At 71.6% G+C, this 18,798-nt stretch carries 15 protein-coding genes; 4 read left to right on the top strand and 11 right to left on the bottom strand.

Annotation, left to right across the window (positions count from 1 at the left end; genetic code table 11):
• Positions 1-10: 10 nt before the first annotated feature.
• Positions 11-3,325 (bottom strand): S8 family serine peptidase, encoded by a 3,315-nt coding sequence (locus tag ABZ484_RS12015; RefSeq protein ID WP_358865773.1) that lies wholly within the window; start codon positions 3,323-3,325, stop codon positions 11-13.
• Between the two features lie 207 nt (positions 3,326-3,532).
• Positions 3,533-4,072: a CGNR zinc finger domain-containing protein gene (locus tag ABZ484_RS12010; protein WP_358865772.1), complete on the bottom strand. Its 540-nt coding sequence runs from the start codon at positions 4,070-4,072 to the stop codon at positions 3,533-3,535.
• 132 nt (positions 4,073-4,204) lie between these two features.
• On the opposite strand from ABZ484_RS12010, the gene ABZ484_RS12005 reads away from it, so the two are divergent.
• Genes ABZ484_RS12005 through ABZ484_RS11995 form a run of 3 tightly spaced genes read left to right on the top strand, consistent with a single transcriptional unit; the run spans position 4,205 to position 6,024 of the window.
• Positions 4,205-4,651: a VOC family protein gene (locus tag ABZ484_RS12005; RefSeq protein ID WP_358865771.1), complete on the top strand. Its 447-nt coding sequence runs from the start codon at positions 4,205-4,207 to the stop codon at positions 4,649-4,651.
• Positions 4,652-4,665: 14 nt separating this feature from the next.
• The gene (locus ABZ484_RS12000; RefSeq protein ID WP_358865770.1) at positions 4,666-5,547 is read left to right on the top strand and encodes a pyridoxamine 5'-phosphate oxidase family protein; all 882 of its coding nucleotides are present in this window, start codon (positions 4,666-4,668) and stop codon (positions 5,545-5,547) included.
• Positions 5,548-5,556: 9 nt separating this feature from the next.
• Positions 5,557-6,024, top strand: a complete 468-nt coding sequence (locus ABZ484_RS11995) for an NUDIX hydrolase (protein ID WP_358865769.1) — start codon at positions 5,557-5,559, stop codon at positions 6,022-6,024.
• A gap of 52 nt (positions 6,025-6,076) precedes the next feature.
• On the opposite strand, the gene ABZ484_RS11990 is transcribed toward ABZ484_RS11995, so the two are convergent.
• The gene (locus tag ABZ484_RS11990) at positions 6,077-7,126 is read right to left on the bottom strand and encodes a hypothetical protein (RefSeq protein ID WP_358865768.1); all 1,050 of its coding nucleotides are present in this window, start codon (positions 7,124-7,126) and stop codon (positions 6,077-6,079) included.
• A gap of 250 nt (positions 7,127-7,376) precedes the next feature.
• A complete protein-coding gene (gene pepN / locus ABZ484_RS11985; protein ID WP_358865767.1) occupies positions 7,377-9,950 on the bottom strand; it encodes an aminopeptidase N in 2,574 nt (857 codons plus the stop codon).
• Between the two features lie 136 nt (positions 9,951-10,086).
• Between pepN and ABZ484_RS11980 the strand changes: the two genes are divergently transcribed.
• Positions 10,087-10,752: a DsbA family protein gene (locus ABZ484_RS11980; protein ID WP_358865766.1), complete on the top strand. Its 666-nt coding sequence runs from the start codon at positions 10,087-10,089 to the stop codon at positions 10,750-10,752.
• A 205-nt stretch (positions 10,753-10,957) separates the two neighbouring features.
• On the opposite strand, the gene ABZ484_RS11975 is transcribed toward ABZ484_RS11980, so the two are convergent.
• The 7 genes from ABZ484_RS11975 to ABZ484_RS11945 form a co-directional block, all read right to left on the bottom strand.
• Positions 10,958-11,599: a superoxide dismutase gene (locus tag ABZ484_RS11975; RefSeq protein WP_358865765.1), complete on the bottom strand. Its 642-nt coding sequence runs from the start codon at positions 11,597-11,599 to the stop codon at positions 10,958-10,960.
• Between the two features lie 146 nt (positions 11,600-11,745).
• Positions 11,746-13,137, bottom strand: a complete 1,392-nt coding sequence (locus ABZ484_RS11970) for an amino acid permease (protein WP_358865764.1) — start codon at positions 13,135-13,137, stop codon at positions 11,746-11,748.
• Positions 13,138-13,298: 161 nt separating this feature from the next.
• Complete coding sequence (locus ABZ484_RS11965; protein ID WP_358865763.1) at positions 13,299-14,198, bottom strand: TauD/TfdA family dioxygenase; 900 nt, start codon at positions 14,196-14,198, stop codon at positions 13,299-13,301.
• A gap of 70 nt (positions 14,199-14,268) precedes the next feature.
• On the bottom strand, positions 14,269-15,621 hold the full coding sequence (locus tag ABZ484_RS11960; RefSeq protein ID WP_358865762.1) for an LLM class flavin-dependent oxidoreductase: 1,353 nt from the start codon (positions 15,619-15,621) through the stop codon (positions 14,269-14,271).
• A complete protein-coding gene (locus tag ABZ484_RS11955; protein WP_358865761.1) occupies positions 15,618-16,352 on the bottom strand; it encodes an ABC transporter ATP-binding protein in 735 nt (244 codons plus the stop codon). Before ABZ484_RS11955 ends, ABZ484_RS11960 begins: the two co-directional genes overlap by 4 nt.
• Positions 16,328-17,233 carry an ABC transporter permease gene (locus ABZ484_RS11950; RefSeq protein ID WP_358865760.1) on the bottom strand — a complete coding sequence of 302 codons (906 nt, stop codon included), beginning with the start codon at positions 17,231-17,233 and terminating at the stop codon, positions 16,328-16,330. Before ABZ484_RS11950 ends, ABZ484_RS11955 begins: the two co-directional genes overlap by 25 nt.
• Before the next feature lie 5 nt (positions 17,234-17,238).
• On the bottom strand, positions 17,239-18,309 hold the full coding sequence (locus ABZ484_RS11945; RefSeq protein WP_358865759.1) for an ABC transporter substrate-binding protein: 1,071 nt from the start codon (positions 18,307-18,309) through the stop codon (positions 17,239-17,241).
• Positions 18,310-18,798 lie beyond the last annotated feature (489 nt).

Genomic DNA, 18,798 nt, shown 5'->3' with positions numbered 1-18,798 from the left:
GCGAGGCCGCCTACGGCACGACCTTCTCGATCCGCACGCTGCCGAGGCCCGCGACCGTGCCGCGCGCGTTCACCAGCTGCACCTGACCGAAGAACTCACGGCCCGCGGGGGCCTCGGCGGCGGCCGTGACCTTCCCGGTGACCGTCGCGGAGTCGCCGGTGCCCAGCTTCACCGCGGCCGAGTCGTCGACCGTGACGGTGCCGAGCGCGGCGGAGAAGAACACGTCCCGGTAGTCGTACGCGGTGGAACCGGACGGCACCGAATAGCCGGCCACCTCGATCGTGTACGTCCCGGCGGCGGGCTCGGCGAGGGAGACCGCCTCCTCCGAGTCCCCGTCCGCGGACTGGGCGACCTGCTTGCCGCTCGCGTCGTACACCGTCAGGTCCAGGTCGGCCGACTTGTCGGAGACGTTGCCGATGGCCACGTCGAGGGACTTGGCGCCCTCGGGGACGGTCACCGTCGTGGTCTGCTTCTCACCGCTCGCGATGGTGGGCCGGGACGACTCGGCCGAGCCGAGCGGGCCGCCGACCAGCTTGCCGTCCAGGGCCGCGTAGTTGTTCGTCACCTTCCAGGAGGCGGTGGCCGGCGTGCCGGCCTTCGCCTCGGGGACGGTCACGGTCTCCGGGTCGAAGGCCGCGCCGAGGACGGTGACCTCCAGCTTGTACGGGTTGTCGAGCAGCGGGGAGGTGCGGCGCGCCTCGACCTCGACCTCCCACACACCCGGCTGCGGGTCGGCGTAGGAGCGCACGTCGGGCCGGCAGCCGTTGCCGTCGAGGTAGTTGTTGTAGCAGTACGGGGTCGAGGTGTTGTCGACCGGGACGCCGTAGGGGTGGACGGCGATGAACCGCGTCTGGCTCTCGTCCTTCAGCCCGCCGATCGCCACCTCCAGCGACTTGGCGCCCTCGGGCACGGTCAGGAAGTAGGAGCGGGTGCTGTTGCGCTGCACCGAGCCGGAGTCCGCGTAGGCGTAGGCGACCGGGGCGGCGACCACGACCGTGGCGAGGATCTGCTTGTCGATCCCGGCCGTGAACGGGTCGTCGACCTGGAGGATCGCGCTCTTGAGACCGGCGGAACGCGGCGCGGCCTGCACCTTGACGGTGACCGGCTGGTTCAGCGGGAGCCGCACCAGGGGCGCGCCGACGACACGGAAGGTGTCGCCCGCGTTGTTCACCAGGCGCAGCGTGTGCCAGACCGGGCGGTCAGGGCCCGAGGTGCGGGTGATCGTGACGTCGTACGTCTTCTTCTGGCCCGCCTTCAGGCCGCCCTCGCGGTCGTACAGGCCGGTGCCGAAGCCGGGGGTCTCCAGCGCGTAGTCGATCGCGGTGTCGACGGGCGCCTTGACCGTGTAGTCGTGGGCGCCGGCGCCGAGGCGGATCGCCGTCCAGGCGTCCACGACGTCGATGAGTCCGGCGCCCTCCTCGTAGGCCTGGACGCCCCGGATGTGGTGGGCGGTCGACGTCAGGGCGGTGCGCAGGTCCGCCGGGGTGAGGTCGATGTGCCGCTGCTTCGCGGCGCTCAGCAGCAGCGCCGAGGCGCCCGTGGCCTGCGGGGAGGCCATCGAGGTGCCCTGGAGCATGGAGTAGCCGGCCGGCAGCGAGTAGCCCGCCTCGGCGACCGGGGAGCCCGGGAGCCAGGTCTGGGTGGTGTTGATCGCGGCGCCCGGCGCGGTCAGCGTCGGCGTGAACCCGCCGTCCTCACGCGGGCCGCGCGAGGAGAACGGCATCATCGCGTACGGGGTCTTCACGACGGAGCCGTAGTTGGCCGCCCAGGTCTCCTTGGAGACGGACGCGCCGACGGAGATCACCTTGTCGGCCAGGCCCGGGTCGCCGATGGTGTTGGCGCCGGGGCCGGAGTTGCCCGCGGAGATCACCAGCTGGACGCCGTAGGTGTCGATGAGACGCGTGTAGAGCTCGGCGCGCGCGTTGTTGCCGTCGTTGAGCGCGGGCAGGCCGCCGATGGACATGTTGACGATGTCGACGCCGCGGTTGGCGACCAGGTCGATCATGCCCTCGGTGAGGGCGACGTTGGTGCAGCCGCCGGTCCAGGTGCACGCACGGGAGGAGACGATCTTCGCGCCCGGGGCCGCGCCGTTCATCTTCCCGCCGAACAGGCCGTTGGCGGCGGTGATGCCGGCGACGTGGGTGCCGTGCTCGGACTCGATCACGCCGATGTTGACGAAGTCGGCCTTCTTGCCGACCCAGGACCCGCCGTAGGGGTCCATCGGCACGTCCTTGCGGATCTGCACGACGAACGGCTGCCGCTCGGCCACGTCGGTCTTCGGGTCGTCGGTGCCGAACCAGCCGATCTGGAAGCCGTCCTTGTACGGCTTCATCGGCTCGTCGTCGGTGAAGTCGTGGTCGTTGTCCAGGTCGACGCGGACCGTGCCGGCCGCCGCGTCGTAGAGGATGCCCCAGGAGTCGGTGGTGTCGCCGTCGCGGTTGGCGTCGCCCTTGGCGTCGCCGCCCGCGGTCGCGGACTCCTTGAAGGTGCTGATCTGGTACGAGCCCGCCGGGGCCTTCCAGGACTGGTCGGCGTAGGTGAACTGGGGGCCGGAGACCGCGCTGACCATCGGGCGCCAGGTGGCGTCGCCGTCGATGATCGGGTCGGTCGCGGTCACCCAGTCGACGATCTTGCGCTCGCCGGTGGTGGTCTTCTGCAGCGCCGGGTGGCCGAGGTCCACACCGGAGTCGAGGATGCCGATGGTGATGCCGCGGCCGTCCGCCTTCGGGTTCTGCTTCACGAAGTCGACGGCGCCCGTCTCGAAGGACGGGTTGTACGGGTTCTCGGCGGGGGTGTTCCTGCCGGGGCCGGAGTAGGCGGTCCCGCCGGTGCCGTGGGCGGCCGTCGCGCCCTTCGCGGTGTCCGCGCCCGGGGTCGGGTCGTCGAGCGGGATCTCCTGGCGCAGGTCGATGGCGTGCACCGAGGACAGCTTCTCGGCGGCGGTGATCGCCGCGTCCGCCTGTCCGGTGGGCACGGTGGCGCGGACGTAGCCGAGTTTGTCGTAGGTGCGGCCCACGGAGCCGCCCTTGACCGCGTCGAGCCGCTCGGCGACCTGCTCGGTCTGTCCGGGCGCGGTCGCGATCATCATCGTGACGTTCTTGGTGCCGTCGGCCTTGGCCGCGGCGAGCAGGTCGGCGTCGTCCGAACCGAGTTTGGCGCTCGCCGACTTGACGGCCGGGTCGGACGGGAGGGGACCGCCCTGGGCGGCGACGGCCAGGGGTATCGGCCCGACCGCGCAGAGCGCGGCCACCACGCCGGCGGCCACGGCCGTGCGGGCCAGGCGTCTCGCGCCCGGGAGCGGGGCGCGCTGGGGATCGGAGGTCATCGGCATCCCTTGTTGGTAAAGGAACCAGCGAGATGCGATCGGGTTCGATCGCGGTCGTCCGGATTTCGGAGCCGGACGATCGCTCAGCTTTACCCAAGGGAAAGATGTTTGGGGAGAGTTGACCGTGGCGGGATGGACTCATGGCGTACTTCCGCCATGCGTCAGCAGGGACACACCTGTGCGAACTCCCCTATGCCGGGCGGTGTTTCAGGAACGCGACCGCGCATAGTGGCGGGACGCCTTCGCACGGTTGCCGCAGGCGGCCATGGAGCACCAGCGGCGCGTACCGTTTCTTGACGTGTCGAAGAAGTGCAGGACGCACGCCTCGTGGGCGCACATCCGGATCCGGTCCGGCGCGGTGGCGAGCAGTTCGAGGTAGTTCCGGGCGGCGAGCCAGGCCGGCCCCCATGACGGATCGCCGAACTCCGGCCGCTCCACAGGACCCTGGGCGGTCAGCCCGGCGCGGATTCGCCCGTGCGCGAGCACGGCGTCCACGAGCGGCGCCCCCTCCTCGGCCGACCCGTCCACGGCGGCCTCGAGGGCGTCCCGGGCCTGGAGCAGATGCCGCAGCACGGCCTCCTCGGGCGCGTAACGGTCGTCCAGCCCGTTGGCCGCCAGCCACACCGCCAGCCCGTAGGTGTCGGCGAGCAGGTCCTGGACGGTCCCCTCCCGGTTCCAGCGCGTGTTGAGCAGGTCGAGCGCGAGCGGCTCGCCGGTGAGCGGCCGTGGGTCGGGGGCGGTGGGCATCCGGGGCTCCTTCCGTGCTAACCCCTCAAGTGTATGTGACCGGTTGACAGGCTCCGATTCTAACCCTTGAATAGTCAGTTACAGGTTAGCTGGAGCGGCTGAGGGTCAGCCGCTGCCCGAAGGAGGCACCCCATGTCCCTGCGCACCGCCCACACCGGCCTGAACGTCACCGACCTCGATCGCTCGCTCGCCTTCTACCGGGACGTGCTCGGCTTCGCGCTGCTCGCGGAGGGCAAGGAGGAGGGCAGGCGCTACGCCCTCCTCGGCGACGGCGGCGACCAGCCCGTGGTCACCCTCTGGCAGCAGTCGGAGGGCGGCTACGACGCCGGCCGCCCCGGACTGCACCACCTGGCCTTCGCGGCCGAGTCGATCGAGCGGGTCAGGGCGTACGAGTCGGCTCTGCGCGCCTACGGCGCGGAGTTCCACCACGAGGGACTGGTGGCCCACCGGGAGGGCGCGGCCTCGGGCGGGATCTTCTTCCACGACCCCGACGGCATCCGCCTGGAGATCTCCGTGGCGGAGGGCGCCGAGGGCGCGCCGGCCCCGCACGAGTCGGCCCCGACCTGCGGGTTCTTCTAGGCATGGTGGTCGCCATGGGGATCTATCACGTCGGGTCGCGCACCGTTCAGGACCGGCTCGGGGTGCGTGAGGCGGCCGACCATGTGGGCCGGGCCGTGGGCCGGGGCATCAAACCGGTCGCCGCCGCCTTCCTCGAACTCCAGCCGCTGCTCGTCCTCGGCGCGGCCGACCCCGGGACCGGCGGGGTGTGGGCCTCGCCGCTCACCGGCACCCCCGGCTTCGTCCGGGCCACGGGCCCGCACCGGATGTCGGTCGTCGGCGGGGTGCTCCCCGGCGACCCGCTGGCCGGGGCACTCGCGACGGACGGCACCCACGTCGGCACCATCGCGCTCGATCCGCGCACCCGCCGCCGTATGCGCCTCAACGGCCGCCTGCACCCCACCCCGCGGGGCTTCGCCGTCGAGGCGGACCAGGTCTTCTCCAACTGCCCCAGATACCTCCAGAGGAGGCGGTCCTACGAGACGGTCGACCGCACCCCGGGCGAGGTGCGCCGGGGCACCGGACTGACGGCGGCGCAGCAGGACCTCGTGGCCGCCGCCGACACCTTCTTCCTGGCCACCGTGCACGCGCACGGCGCCGACGTCAGTCACCGCGGCGGCAACCCCGGCTTCGTCCGGGTGCTCTCGCCACGCGAACTGCTCTGGCGCGACTACCCGGGCAACTCCATGTTCCTCACCCTCGGCAACCTCGCCGCCGACCCACGCGCGGGGCTGCTGTTCCTGGACTGGACGAGCGGGGCGGCGCTTCAGCTGACGGGCGAGGCGCGCACCGAGTTCGGGGCGGACGGGGAACGCCGGGTCCGCTTCACCGTGACGCGGGTGGCGGCGACCGGCGGGGCGGTGCCGCTGCGCTGGGCTCCGCCGGAATACTCACCGGCCAACCCATGGGTGCCGTAACGTCTCCACATGCGTGAGGAGTTGCGGGTGGCGGCCTACGCCGTGTGTGTACGGGACGGACGGATGCTGCTGGCCCGCTGGGTCGCGCGCGACGGCGCCCGCCGCTGGACCCTGCCGGGCGGCGGCATGGAGCACGGCGAGGACCCCTACGACACCGTGGTGCGCGAGGCCGAGGAGGAGACCGGCTACACCGTCGAACCGGTCTTCCTCCTCGGCCTCGACTCCATCCGCCGCACCTACCCGCGCCCCCTCGGCGCCCAGGCCGACTTCCACGGCCTGCGCATCGTCTACGAGGGCCGGGTCACCGGCGGCGAGCTGCGTCACGAGACGGGCGGCTCTACCGACATGGCGGCCTGGCACCCGCTGGAGGCCGTGCCCGGCCTCGAGCGGGTCGGGCTGGTCGACGTCGGACTGCGCCTGTGGCGCGAGCGCCCCGCCGCGGGCCGGGTGGCGGCAGCACCGCGGCATCCGCGCTAGCGCGGCAGCACCACGGCATCCGTACCAGCGCGGCAGCACCGCGGCATCCGCACTAGCGCGGCAGCACCACGACATACGCCGCCGGGTCGCGGTCGGCCGCCGCCATCAGGGCCGTGCGGACCACCGTGGCCTGCTGGTCCGGGGTGTCCCGCAGCTTCCTGGGCGTGATGTGGACGACCGTGATGCCCAGGCGTTCCAGGTGCTCGCGCTTGCGGGCGTACTCCGACCACTCGGCGTCGTCGTTCGCCCGGGGCGCGCGGGTGTCCAGCTCCAGGGCGACCGCCTGCTCCGGCCAGTAGGCGTCCAGGCCGCCCAGGTGCGGGCCGCCCGGCAGCCGCAGGTCCACGTTCCACACCGGGTCGGGCAGACCGTACTCCCTGACCATCCGGTACAGCCGGTCCTCGGCGATCGCCCGGCCCTCGGCCAGCAGCGAGTCCACCGCGTCCACCACGTGCGGCCGGGTCAGGAGCTTCGCACTCGTCAGCTCCCGGACGATCGCGGCCGGTTCGCAGTGCCCGCCGCGCACCGCCTCCGTCAGCAGCCGCCGCACCGTGTCCGCGTCGTCCAGGCCGGCCAGCGTGTCCGCGAGGGCGCGCGGCACCGGGGCCACCGGCAGACCGGTGACCGACTCCGGGACGGGCAGGTCGGCCGTGCGCACGATCCGCACACAGCCGGTCGAGCGCAGCCGGCGCAGCCGCGGCACCAGGACGTCGATCCTCTCCAGCGACAGCAGCGGGGGCGTGGCGGCGAAGCCGTGCAGGGTGAGCGCGGCCGGCCCGGTGATCACCGCCTCCGCGTACACCGGCCGGTGCGGCTGCTGCGCGGTCGGCTGGGCCGGCACCCCGGGCACCCTGCGGGGCGCAGGGGGGCGCGCCGCGTAAAGGAGGACCGCGTGCAGCCGTTCCTCGCTGGTCGGCGGGCCGGGGTGGAGCAGGAAGACGCCCGGCAGGAGCTGCTGCCAGGGCCCGCCGGTACGGCACTGCTCGCTGGTCTCGGCCGCCGACACGCCGTGGGCGCGCAGCTGGGCGGCGGTCAGGACCCGGCAGCGTGCCTCGGCCAGGTCGCTCAGGGGGCGGGGGGAGAGCGGGGTGTTGTGGTTCATGCCGGGCACGTTCCCGCGCCCGCTCGGCGCTTTAACGGCTGTTACAAGAGCGGCACCCAACCCGGACAACCCCGCCCTAAAGGACGGGTGTTCGGATGCCGAAAACCCCTGGTCCGTTCAGGGAAGGACCAGGGGTTACGGTGTGTCTTGACCGAATTTCGTAACGGTTACCGACCGCCCGAGCCTTGGCCAGAGCTACGGCCGACCGGGTGACGGTCCGGGCGCCCCGACGCCGGCGCGCCCCCACGGCTCACCCGCGCGCGTCGCACGCCTGTCCGCGCAGCGCCCGCGCCAGGTCGTCCCGGGCCTCCAGCACCAGCCGGCGCAACGCGGGAGCGGCGTCCTCGTGCGCCGCGAGCCAGGCGTCCGTCGCGTCCAGCGTCTCCTGCGAGTCCTGCGACGCCGGGAACAGGCCCCGGACCACGTCCATCCCGATCTGGATCGACCGCTCGGCCCATACCCGCTCGATCGCCGCGAAGTACTTCTCGGCGTACGGCGCGAGCAGCTGCCGCTGCGAGGGCCGGCCGAAGCCCGCGATGGTCGCCTCCACCAGCGCGTTCGACAGCGCGTCCGACTCCACCACCTGCGCCCACGCCTGCGCCTTCACGGCCGCCGAGGGACGCGCGGCCAGGCAGCGCACCTGGTGCCGCTTGCCCGAGGCGGTGTCGTCCCGCGCCAGCTCGTCGGCGAGCGCCTTCTCGTCCGCCGCCCCGTGCGCGGCCAGCGGCTCCAGGAACGCCCAGCGCAGCTCCTGGTCGACGTCCAGGCCGCCGATCTCCTCGGTGCCGTCCAGCAGGGCCTTCAGCAGGTCCAGATCGGCCGGCTCCGACGCCACCGCGGCGAAGAAGCGGGCCCACGCCAGCTGCTGCTCGCTGCCCGGCCCGGCCTGCCGCAGCTCGGCCAGCGCGCCCTCGGCCAGCAGCCGCTCACCCGTCTCGCGCCATTCGGGCGCCACGTAGTGCACCAGCGCCGATTCGGCCCACGCGTGCAGCATCTGGAGCACGCCGATGTCGGACTCACGGCCCGCGAACCGCAGCACCAGGCCGATGAAGTCCCGCGCCGGAAGCAGCGCGTCCCGGGTCAGGTTCCACAGCGCCGACCAGCACAGCGCGCGGGCCAGCGGGTCGGTCAGGGCGCCCAGGTGCTCGCGCAGCGTGGCCAGTGAGGTCTCGTCGAAGCGGATCTTGCAGTAGGTGAGGTCGTCGTCGTTGACCAGCACCAGCTCCGGCGCGTCCTGCCCGGCCAGCTCCGCCACCACCGTCCGCGCGCCGTCCACGTCGACCTCGGCGCGCGCGTACCGCTCCAGCGCCCCGGCCTCCGTACGCCGGTACAGGCCCACCGCCACGCGGTGCGGGCGCAGGTCGGGATGCGACTCCGCCGCCTCCTGCACCACCGCGAGCTCGTCGATCCGGCCCTCGGCGTCCAGCAGGACCGCCGGGGTGAGCGAGTTGACCCCGGCGGTCTGCAGCCAGGAGCGCGCCCACGCGGCCATGTCCCGGCCGCTGGTCTCCTCCAGGACGGCCAGCAGATCGCCCAGGCGCGTGTTGCCGTACGCGTGCCGCTTGAAGTAGCGGCGGGCGCCCTCCAGGAACGCGTCCTGGCCGACGTACGCCACCAGCTGCTTGAGCACCGAGGCGCCCTTGGCATAGGTGATGCCGTCGAAGTTCAGCTTGGCGTCCTCCAGGTCATGGATGTCCGCCGTGATCGGGTGCGTGGAGGGCAGCTGGTCCGCGCGGTACGCCCAGGCCTTGCGGCGGTTGGCGAAGGTGATCCAGGCGTCGGTGAAGCGGGTCGCGCCCACGTTCGCGAACGTGCCCATGAAGTCCGCGAAGGACTCCTTCAGCCACAGGTCGTCCCACCACTCCATGGTGACCAGGTCGCCGAACCACATGTGCGCCATCTCGTGCAGGACGACGTTCGCCCGGCCCTCGTACGACGCCTGGGTCACCTTGCCGCGGAAGATGTACTCCTCGCGGAAGGTCACCAGCCCCGGGTTCTCCATCGCGCCGAGGTTGTACTCCGGCACGAACGCCTGGTCGTACTTGCCGAACGGGTAGGGGTAGTCGAAGTGGTCGTGGAAGAAGTCCAGGCCCTGCTTGGTGACCAGGAAGACGTCGTCGGCGTCGAAGTGCTTGGCGAGCCCCTTGCGGCACATCGCGCCCAGCGGGATCTCCAGCCGCGTCCCGTCCTTGAGCACCCGCTCGTAGGAGTCCGTCACATAGTGGTACGGCCCCGCCACCACACACGTGATGTACGTCGAGATCGGCTTGGTCTCCGCGAACCGCCACACCCCGTCCTGCCGCTCGCCGGCCCCGTTGCTCCACACCGTCCAGCCCTCCGGCGCGCGCACCTCGAAGCGGAACGGGGCCTTGAGGTCGGGCTGCTCGAAGTTGGCGAAGACCCGGCGGGAGTCGGCCGGCTCGTACTGGGTGTAGAGGTAGACCTCGCCGTCCTCCGGGTCGACGAAGCGGTGCAGGCCCTCGCCGGTGCGCGAGTAGGCGCACCGGGCGTCCACGATCAGCTCGTTGTCGGCGGCCAGGTCCTCCAGCAGGATCCGGGAGCCGTCGAAGACCTCGCTGGGGTCGAGGTCCTTGCCGTTGAGGGAGACCGCCGTGACGCCCGGCGCGATGAGGTCCGCGAAGCTGGAGGCACCCGGCTCGTTGCAGCGGAAGCGGATCGTGGTCACGGACCGGAACGTGCGCGGCCCGTCCCCCTCCTGATCGCCGACCGCCGAGCGCACGTCGAGGGACACCTCGTACCCGTCGACGGACAGCAGCGCGGCCCGCTCCCGGGCCTCGTCGCGGGACAGATTCTCACCGGGCACGGGCGGCACTCCCTCGGGTCGCGTTCACGATGTGGACAGGACCGATCCTGCCATGCGGCCCTGACACGCGGCAGCCGGGAATGCCGTGGGCGACGATCGATGTTGCCCGTTCAAAGACCGCATACCGAGGAGAGTCATGTCCGAGACCGCCTCCGCCCCTTCCGGCAAGACCCCTGTCGACTTCTGGTTCGACCCGCTGTGCCCGTGGGCCTGGATGACCTCCCGCTGGGTGCTGGAAGTGGAGAAGCTCAGGGACATCGAGGTCCGCTGGCACATCATGAGCCTGGCGGTCCTCAACGAGCCCAAGCTGGACGAGCTGCCCGAGGACTACCGCGAGCTGCTCACCACCAAGGCGTGGGCGCCCATCCGCGTGGTGACCGCCGCCTGGCAGAAGCACGGCGACGACGTCCTCGGTCCGCTCTACACCGCGCTCGGCACCCGCTTCCACAACCAGGGCGAGGGCCCCACCCGCGAGGCCATCGCCGCCGCGCTGGAGGAGGCCGGCCTGCCCGCCGACCTGATCGACTACGCCGACCAGGAGGACTTCGAGTTCGACGCCGAGCTGCGCGCCTCCCACAAGGAGGGCATCGACAAGGTCGGCCAGGACGTCGGCACGCCGGTGATCGCGCTGCCCGGCGCCGACGGCGAGCAGATCGCCTTCTTCGGCCCGGTCGTCACCCCCGCCCCCAAGGGCGAGCAGGCGGCCCGCCTGTGGGACGGCACGGTCGCGGTGGCTTCCATCCCCGGCTTCTACGAGATCAAGCGCACCCGCACGGTCGGCCCGGACTTCAGCAACCTGTGAGGCGCACCGCGCGGCTCACTCGGGCACGGGCAGCTTGATCAGAACTCGTTCACACTGCTGCGGCCCAGCCGCGTTCCCCGGAGCCCTCCATACCGGAAGACCCCCGCGAGACACGAGCTCGCGGGGGTCTTCCTTCATCCGCCCGCCCGCGCGAAGGGTGAGAAGACGATCACGAGGCAGGGCGGCGATCCGGGGCGCGCCCCTCTCAGGGCGCGAGCAGCAGCACGTCCGTGCGGGACTTCGCGGCGGCGTACCGCCGGGCCACGTCCTGCCAGTTGACGACCTGCCACATCGCCTCGATGAAGTCGACCTTCTGGTTGCGGTACTGGAGGTAGAAGGCGTGCTCCCAGGCGTCGAAGACCAGGATCGGCGTCGATCCCTGGCCGACGTTGCCCTGGTGGTCGTAGACCTGCTCGACGACGAGCCGGCCGCTCAGCGGCTCGTACGCGAGGACACCCCAGCCGGAGCCCTGGGTGGTGGCCGCCGCCTTGGACAGCTGCGCCCTGAAGCCGGCGAACGACCCGAAGGAGGCGGCGATCGCGTCCGCCAGCTCGCCCACGCCGTCCTTCTCCAGCGGTTCGCCGCCGCCGTCGCCCGTCATGTTCTGCCAGTAGATGGAGTGCAGGATGTGCCCGGAGAGGTGGAAGGCGAGGTTCTTCTCCAACCCGTTCAGCGCGCCCCACTGCTCCTTGTCCCGCGCCTCGGCCAGCTGCTCCAGCGTGTCGTTGGCGCCCTTGACGTATGCCGCGTGGTGCTTGTCGTGGTGCAGCTCGATGATCTCGGGGCTGATCACGGGGGCGAGCGCGGAGTAGTCGTACGGCAGTTCAGGCAGCGTGTAGACGGGCATGAAGGGTTCCCTCCGACCTCTTATTGCAAAGAGCTTGCAACTGCACGCTATCAACAACAAGCGGCGGGCGGGCAACAGGGCGGCTGGGGGCAACAAGAAGGCCCCCACGCGTCACGTGGGGGCCTTGCGGGGAGAAGCGCGGCGGGTCAGTCCTGCCGGGCGGCGCGGACCCGCTGCCAGACGTATCCGGCCGCCGCCAGGAACAGCGTCATCCCGCCCGTCGAGTACAGCTGCACCCGCGTGTCGGGCTGCCGTGCCATCAGGACGAAGATCGCCGCCATGCCGGCCAGGGCCACCCAGGTCAGCACCGGGAACGCCCACATCCGCACGACCAGCTTCTGCGGGGCCTCCCGCTCCAGCCGGCGGCGCAGCCGCAGCTGCGAGACGGCGATGAAGATCCAGACGACCAGGATCACCGCGCCGATCATGTTCAGCAGCCAGGGGAAGACGTCGTCGGGCCGCCAGTAGCTGAGCAGCACGCAGACGAAGCCGAAGACGCTCGACACCAGGACGGCCACGCGCGGGACCCCGCCGGAGACCTTCGCCAGCACCTTGGGACCCTGGCCCCGCTCGACCAGCGAGTACGCGATGCGCGAGGAGCCGTAGATGTTGGCGTTCATCGCCGACAGCAGGGCCACCAGCACGACCACGTTCATCAGCTGCCCGGCGCCCGGGATGCCCAGGTGGTCCAGGGCGGCGACGTACGGGCCCTTCTCGACGACCTCCGCCGAGTCCCAGGGGACCAGGGTGACGATGACCGCCATGGAGCCGACGTAGAACAGCGCGATGCGCCACATCGCGGTGCGGACCGCGCTCGCCACCCCGCGCACCGGGTCCTGGGACTCGGCCGCCGCGATGGTGACCGTCTCCAGGCCGCCGTAGGCGAAGACGGAGGCGAGCAGGCCGATGATCAGGCCCTGACTGCCGTGGGGGAGGAGGTCGGTGAGGTTCGAGGCGCCGGGGGAGTCGGTGCCGGGCAGCACACCGGCGACGGCCAGCACGCCCAGCACCAGGAACAGCGTGATCGCGCCGACCTTCAGCGCGGCGAACCAGAACTCGAACTCGCCGAAGTTCTTCACCGCCGCCAGGTTCGCCCCGCAGAACACCACCATGAACAGCGCCACCCACATCCACTGCGGGGTGCCCGGCAGCCAGCCGGTGACGATCTTCGCGGCGCCCATGCCCTCCAGGCCGACCGCCGTGCACAGCAGCACCCAGAACGACCAGCCGGCCGTGAAGCCGGCCCACGGGCCGAACGCCCGCTCGGCGTGCGCGGAGAAGGAGCCCGAGGACGGATACGCGGCCGACATCTCGCCGAGCATCCGCATCACCAGCATGACGAGCAGGCCGGAGACGGCGTAGGCGAGGACGATCGACGGTCCGGCGGCGGCGATGCCGGCGCCGGAGCCGACGAACAGCCCGGCGCCGATCACGCCGCCGAGGGCGATCATCGACAGATGGCGCTGCTTGAGGCCGTGGGAGAGGGCGGCTGCGTCCCGCTGCCGCGGTGGTGTGTCCGTGGTCGTGCTGCTGGGCATGGAAGGCGGCTCTCCCAGGGCAAGAGGCGGTAAAAACCCCGCCAGTCTGGGCGGCCCGTCCGCTCACGCGAAGGGGCTGCCCAGTATCCGGACACCGTCTGTGCGGAGGGTGAGATTCCGATTACACCCTCACCCTCAGGGGATCCCCACGGGGGATCCGGTCACGCCGCCACGGACGTCACGGGTGTGTAGTGCGAGGCGTCGCCCGCGATCGAGTAGCTCTCCTTGCCTTCGACGTCGACCGGGATCTCACCGGCGACCGTCACCCGGTTCAGCCGGCGGGGCAGGCCGTCGTAGTTGTCGATGGCGTAGTGCTGGGTGATCCGGTTGTCGAACAGCACCAGCTGGTTCGGGGACCAGCGCCAGCGCAGGACGTTCTCCGGGCGGGTGACGTACGCCTGGAGCAGGTCCAGCACCTTGCGGGACTCGCCGGCCGACAGCCCCACGATCCGCTGCGCGAACCCGCCGATGAACAGCCCGCGCTCACCGGTCAGAGGGTGCACGCGGACCACCGGGTGGGCGGTGCGGTACGTGATCGAGGTGAACTGGGCGCGCTGGGCCGCCTTCTCCTCGTCGATCGCCTCGTCGGGGACGGCGTAGTCGTAGTCGTTGGTGTGCTCGGCCCACAGGGTGTCGGCCAGGCGGCGCAGCGGCTCGGGCAGGTCGCGGTAGGCGGCGGCCGCGTTCGCGATCAGCGTCTCGCCGCCGTACGGCGGGACGGTGATCGAACGCAGGCTGGTGGCCTGCGGTGGGTTGAGGACGAAGGTGACGTCCGTGTGCCAGTGGTTGGCGCGGCCCCGCTCGCTGTCCACGGGCAGCACGTTCGGGGCGCCCTCGACGGCCGGCACGGTCGGATGGGCGGTGGTGATGTCGCCGAAGTGGCGGGCGAAGGCCTGCTGGCCGGCGTCGTCCAGGCCGCCCGCGTCGAGGACGAGCGCCTTGTGGACGTTCAGGGCCTCGCGGATCGCGGCGACCTCCTCCGAGGAGAGCGGCCGGGTGATGTCGACGCCGGAGACGCGGGCGCCGATGCGTGCGGTGACCTTGGTGATCTCGAGGGACATGACGGTTCCTTTCGGGCGGGTCTCAGGACGGGCTCAGGACGGGCTCAGGACCCGGGCTCAGGACCCGGGCTCAGGACGGGGTTCGGAGGAGGGCGGGGGCCGGGGTCAGGTACTGGTTGGCGGGCCGCGGCAGGCCGTAGCGCCCCCGCAGGGTCCGGCGGGGGCCGTAGGCGGTGCGGAACAGGCCGCGGACGCGCAGGATCGGGACGACCTGGTCGACGAAGGTCTCCAGGCCGGAGGGCAGCACCGCGGGCATGATGTTGAAGCCGTCGGCCGCGCCCTGGGTGAACCACGTCTCGATGGCGTCCGCCACCTGCTCGGGCGTCCCGGCGAAGGTCAGGTGCCCGCGCCCGCCGCCCAGCCGCCCGATCAGCCGCCGCACGGTCAGCCGCTCGCGCCGGGCCAGCTCCACCACGAGCGTGTAGCGGCTCTTGGCGCCCTCGACCGCGGACTCGGGCGGCAGGTCGGCGGGCAGTTCGCGGTCCAGGTCCAGGGTGCCGGGCTCCAGGCGCAGCAGGTTCTCCAGCCGGGCCACGCCGTGCTCGTGGACGATGTGGTCCTCCAGGACCCGCTCCGCCGCCTTCGCCTCGGCCTCGGTGGAGCCGATCACCGGGACGATGCCGGGCAGCACCTTGATGTGGTCGGGATCCCTGCCCGCACGCTCCGTGCGGGCCTTGAGGTCGGTGTAGAAGGCCCGCGCGTCGGCGAGCGTCTGCTGGGCGGTGAACACCGCCTCCGCGTACCGGGCGGCGAACGCCTTGCCGTCCTCGGAGGAGCCCGCCTGCACCAGCAGCGGATATCCCTGGGGCGAGCGGGGCACGTTGAGCGCCCCCGCCACGCTGAAGTACGTCCCCTGGTGCCGCGCGGGGTGGATCTTGGCGTCGTCGCCCCACACGCCGGCCGCCTTGTCGGCGACGATCGCGTCGTCCTCCCAGCTGTCCCAGAGCTTCAGCGCCACGTCCAGGAACTCGGCGGCGCGGGCGTACCGCTCGGCGTGCGCGGGCTCGGCGTCCAGGCCGAAGTTGCGGGCCGCCTCCGCGCCGGCCGTGGTGACGATGTTCCAGCCCGCCCGGCCGCCGCTGATGATGTCCAGCGAGGCGAACTTGCGGGCCAGGTTGTAGGGGGAGTTGTAGGAGGTGGAGGCGGTGGCGATCAGGCCTATGTGCTCGGTGGCGGTCGCCAGCGCGGTGAGCAGGGTGAGCGGCTCCAGCGCGCCGGCGGGCCGCTGGGCGAGGTTGCTCCACAGCTGGGGGCCGTCGGCAAGGAACAGGGAGTCGAAGGTGCCGCGTTCCGCGATCCGCGCGAGGTTCACGTAGTGCGCGAGGTCGACGTGCGCGTACGGGTCGCTCTCCGGCAGCCGCCACGACGCCTCGTGGTGGCCGGTGTTCATCAGGAACGCGTTGAGGTGCAGCGTGCGGGTCATGCGAGGTCCTCCGTGACGCCCAGCGCGGCGAGCAGCCGCTCCCGGTACTCGCCGAGCAGCGGGTCCCGGTGGGAGCGCGGGTGCGGGCGGTCGATGGTCAGGTCGAGGCCGATACGGCCGTTGTCGAGGACGAGGACCCGGTCGGCGAGCACGATCGCCTCGTCCACGTCGTGGGTGACGAGCAGCACGGACGGGCGGTGGTGCTGCCACAGCCGGCGCAGCAGGCCGTGCATCCTGATGCGGGTGAGCGCGTCCAGGGCCCCGAACGGCTCGTCGGCCAGCAGCAGTTCGGGCTCGCCGACGAGGGAGCGGGCGAGCGCGGCGCGCTGGGCCTCACCCCCGGACAGCTCGCTCGGCCAGGCCCGCTCGCGGCCCTTCAGACCGACCTCGGCGAGCGCGGCGCGGCCACGATCCGCGGCGTCCTTGCCGTCCGTGCCGAGGAGCACGTTGTCCAGCACCCGGCGCCAGGGCAGCAGCCGGGAGTCCTGGAAGACCACCGACACCCGCTGCGGGGCGCTCAGCTCGCCGCTGCCCGCCACCTTGTGATCCAGGCCCGCGACGGCCCGCAGCAGGGTGCTCTTGCCGGAGCCGCTGTGCCCGAGCAGGGCCGTGAACTGGCCGGCCGGCAGTTCGAGGTCGATGCCGTCGAGGACCGTACGGCCCTCGAACGACCGGGTCAGGCCGCGCAGGGTTACCGCGGGCCGGGTCAGCTGCTCAGTGTGCGGCGCCATGACAGCACCCTCCGTTCGACGAGACGGACCACGCTGTCGGAGACCAGGCCGAAGACGCCGTAGATCAGCAGGCCGACGAGGATGACGTCCGTCTGGCCGTAGTTCTGCGCCTGGAACATCATGTAGCCGAGGCCGCTGGTGGCGTTGATCTGCTCCAGCACCACCAGGCCCAGCCAGGACCCGGTCACGCCGAGCCGGAGGCCGACGAAGAAGCCGGGCAGCGCGCCGGGGACGACGATCTGCCGGATGAACGCCCACCGGGACAGGCCCTGGACCTCGGCCAGTTCGACGAACCGGCTGTCGATGCCGGACAGCGCGGCATGCGTGTTCAGATAGATGGGGATGTAGACGACGATCGCGATGATCGCGATCTTGAAGGTCTCGCCGATGCCCAGCCAGAGGATGAACAGCGGGATCAGACCGAGGGTCGGGATCGCCCGGTTGAGGTTCACGGTCCCGTCGATCAGCGCCTCGCCGGTCCGGCTGAGCCCGGCGGCAAGCGCCAGCAGCACACCGCCGGCCAGCCCCAGGGAGAAGCCGTACGCGGCCCGGCGCAGCGAGGTCGCCACATCGGTGGGCAGGGTGCCGTCGGTCCACAGGTGACCGGCGGTGCGCAGCACCGTCCAGGGGGCCGGGATCGCGCCGGGGTCGAGCTGCCCGGCGGCGGAGGCGGCGGCCCACAGGGCGAGCAGGAGGACGGGACCGGTCAGGCGGGCGGCGGGCAGGCGCCTGCCCGGGGTCAGCGCGCGACGCGGCCGGCGGGCGCGCGGGGCGGCCTCGGCGGCCACCGTGGCAGCGGCGGACGCGGTGGTGGCCGGGGTGTCGGCCGGGGCGGTTGGCGTGGTGTCGGCCGGGGCGGTTGTCGTGGTGTTCGTCGTCATGGTGCTCACCTCCGGTACTGGGCCGGTACGGACTTGGCCGCGATGGACTCGAAGCGCCGGTCGAACAGCGAGCGGACGTCGAACTTCTTCACGAAGCCGCCCTCGGCGAGCAGATCCGCGGTCTCCTGCTCCCACCGGATCGCCTCGTCCCAGCTCGGCGGGAACAGCGGCTTGTTGGCGAGCTCCGTGATGGACTCGGCCTGGGCGAGGGTCAGGTTCTGCGTCTTGACGTAGAACTCCCGGTTCCAGACGTCGGGGTGCTCCCACTGCCACACCTGGCCCTTGGCCCACTGCGGGATGTACGCGGCGATGGCGGCGGCCTTGGCCCGGTCGGCCAGCACGGAGGCCGGCGCCCACAGCAGGTTGAGCAGGTCGACGACATCGGTGGGAATGGTGTGGGCGCCCTTGGACCCGTACTGCTTCAGATACGCCGGCGCCTGGCTGTTTCCGAGCGGGGCCACGTCCACCTGACCCGACTGGAGGGCGGTGAGGAACTGGTTGCTGGTCAGCGGGACGAGTCGCACGTCGTCGTACGCCAGGCCCGCCTCCTTGAGCGCCCGCAGCAGCACGACACCCTGCGCCTGCCCCTGCGAGAAGGCGAGTTTCCTCCCTTTGAAGTCCTCCGTCGTACGGATGTCGCTGCCCGGCTTGGTGGCGAAGAGGTAATTGGGTTTCCGGGTCAGGCCGATGGCGACGATCCTCGCGTCGAAACCCTGGTAGTGCGCCTGGATCGGCGGAATGCCCGCGTTGGTGGAGACGTCCAGGGACTTGGCCCGGAAGGCGTTGATGACATCGGGACCCGCGCCTATGTTGAGCCAACTCGACACGGTGAACGGCAACTCGGGAAGTCCTGCCAGCCTGAACTGCAACTGCTGGACGTCCTGGTAGGAGGCGATCTTCAGGCTGGTGCCCGCGGGCACCTTGTCGGCGAGCGGGGCGGACAGGTCGGCGGGCGACTTGGAGGCGGCCGCGCTCGAACCGGCGCAGCCGCTCAGCCCCGCGGCCGCGGCGGCGGCACCGAGCAGGGAGGAGAGGAAAAGGCGCCGGTCTACACCGGACGCTGGTGCGGAAGGCATGGGCGAACTCCGTGGGTTCACAGGGCAGAAGAAGGCAGGCATGCGGAATTCCGGGCAGCGGATTCGGGGGAGGATGCTTCCGCGAAACAAGTGCGGTGACGGGAATTCACACAGGGAGAGAACAACCGGAGAAGGGCGCTCCGGGGCGCTTCAACGGGTCAGCTACAAAGAGTGCGACAGCTCGTGAGCGGGTTCATGGGAAAGATGCTCCCGGTTGCCCGCAACCCCTGTCAACGTTCGAAGTTTTTCAAATTCATGAAGTCCGGACACGGGAGCGCTCTTTGGCGGGTCCCTACAGAAGCGGCCGACGCGCTTCCCGTCGCCCACACCACTCCACCTCAGTGACCGGCATCACGCGACCCCCGGTGTGACCGGCATGCTTTGTACGGAGCCCACCAAGCGCACGATCAAGCCTTTGTCGAGCGCTGACGGTGATCGGCACGAGGGCGCCGGTATAGCGTCACGGTGTTCCCACCTGCCCACACACCC

This window comes from Streptomyces sp. NPDC006393 (genome assembly GCF_040628575.1).
GTDB lineage: Bacteria > Actinomycetota > Actinomycetes > Streptomycetales > Streptomycetaceae > Streptomyces.
Note: the sequence above shows the minus strand (reverse complement) of the source record. Positions and strands in the feature narration are given on the sequence as shown.